Annotated in this window: 2 protein-coding genes and 1 pseudogene; 1 reads left to right on the top strand and 2 read right to left on the bottom strand. The window is 33.2% G+C overall.

Annotated elements, in window-relative coordinates; all coding sequences use genetic code 11:
* Window positions 1–15 precede the first annotated feature (15 nt).
* Window positions 16–363 carry a hypothetical protein gene (locus CJF42_RS22440; RefSeq protein ID WP_141235631.1) on the bottom strand — a complete coding sequence of 116 codons (348 nt, stop codon included), beginning with the start codon at window positions 361–363 and terminating at the stop codon, window positions 16–18.
* Window positions 364–579: 216 nt separating this feature from the next.
* Here CJF42_RS22440 and CJF42_RS22445 point away from each other — a divergent pair, with 216 nt between their 5' ends.
* Window positions 580–1,161: a GNAT family N-acetyltransferase gene (locus CJF42_RS22445; RefSeq protein ID WP_095368798.1), complete on the top strand. Its 582-nt coding sequence runs from the start codon at window positions 580–582 to the stop codon at window positions 1,159–1,161.
* Between the two features lie 177 nt (window positions 1,162–1,338).
* Here CJF42_RS22445 and CJF42_RS28835 read toward each other — a convergent pair.
* Window positions 1,339–1,528, bottom strand: a pseudogene (locus CJF42_RS28835) (hypothetical protein); the annotation flags it as partial.

A 1,528-nucleotide genomic window follows, 5' to 3' on the forward strand; every position in this document is an offset into this window, starting at 1 on the left:
CTGCTTTTTGAGAAGTTACCAATAAGGAAGGTAACGACCTGTTCTATCAGTGGTTTTATTTACGTACTCATCACTGATATATTTATGATCTTGGCCGTCAATATTTGTCTCATATCCAAAATATGCACCTGTATATTCAGGAAATTCTTTCAAGACCCTATTTGCAAATTCACTCGATATTGTACGTTTACCAAACATATCAATTTCTTGCGCTAAAACCATCATTTTAGCTGTTCTAACGGCATTAGCATTTCGACGTTCGATTTCAAGGGCGACGACTCTCGCAGCTTGCTTCAAAGAGAACTCAGCCTGCTCTCTTGCTGATGAAAATGATGAGTTTGCAATTACAGTAACAATAGCCACAATAATTATGATTGTAGGGAGAGTAAGGTAAAGAATAATCTTACCTTTTAGGCTATTTATAAATAAGATTTTTCTAATTGGCATAATTATTAATAATTTTAATCAAATAGTTAACATAAAGATTAGTATATGAATTACAATTTCTCAAAACAGTATGAAATTATTAAAATTCACTTTTAAGTTAACGGGATATTAAAAAAGGAATTCAGATAAATTATGTGGATAAAACAACAACAGCTAGAAGGTGACTTTGTTATTTTAGAGCCCCTTAATGAGCGGCATATTGATGGTCTTGCCCTGGCTGTGCAAGATGGTGAGGCTTGGAAAATATGGTTTGCTAATGTACCGCATTTTGATGATATTACTGATTATGTTGTAACTGCAATGAAGAATGCGCGAGCGGGAAATATTGCTTATGCAGTTAGATGTAAAACAACAAATAAAATAGTAGGCACTACCAGATATTATAATGTTGATAGTCAAAATAAAAGAGCAATGCTTGGTTATACTTGGTACTGTAATTCAGTTTGTAGAACGGCAATAAATACCGAATGTAAATATTTATTATTAAAAAATTTATTTGAAATTTATCAGGCTAATGCTGTTGAATTTAGAACACATTTTTTCAATCAAGCATCTAAAAATGCAATTGAAAGATTAGGCGCAAAACAAGATGGAATCTTACGTAATCATCAAATAATGAAAGACGGCTCGTTAAGAGACACAGTTGTTTATTCAATAATTGCTTCTGAATGGCTTGCGGTTAAATGTAATTTACAGGATAAATTGAAAAGATAATCATCACATTGAAAGGTGTTTTTTTAGTTTGTATTGATAAATCATTTAATCTTTAGCTTTTATCGGTGTGCAGAAAAATAGGTTTATTTATCTAGAGCACCGATTAGTTTAAAATATGAACACCAGAATGGTCTAAAAATCACACAGGCAAGGCGCATTAGTGAATGGAATAGTGAGCTATTTCGAGCTGATACAACGTAGTATGTGTGATTTTTGGCCATACTTTAAACTGATCGGTGCTCTAGGGGCTGCTGATCTTTCGAGATTACTTTTGCAGCGAATTGTTGGGTATTTATACAAGGCAGAGGCTTTGTCATGTGGTTGTTCCACATAAAAAGGCGATAACGCAGTAAAAATACCCAACAAA

This window comes from Pseudoalteromonas sp. NBT06-2, assembly GCF_002276045.1.
In the GTDB taxonomy this organism is placed as follows: Bacteria; Pseudomonadota; Gammaproteobacteria; order Enterobacterales; family Alteromonadaceae; genus Pseudoalteromonas.

Coding starts and splice junctions, on each gene's coding strand:
- CJF42_RS22445 (WP_095368798.1), top strand. CDS start 580: ATGTGGATAAAACAACAACAGCTAGAAGGTGACTTTGTTATTTTAGAG.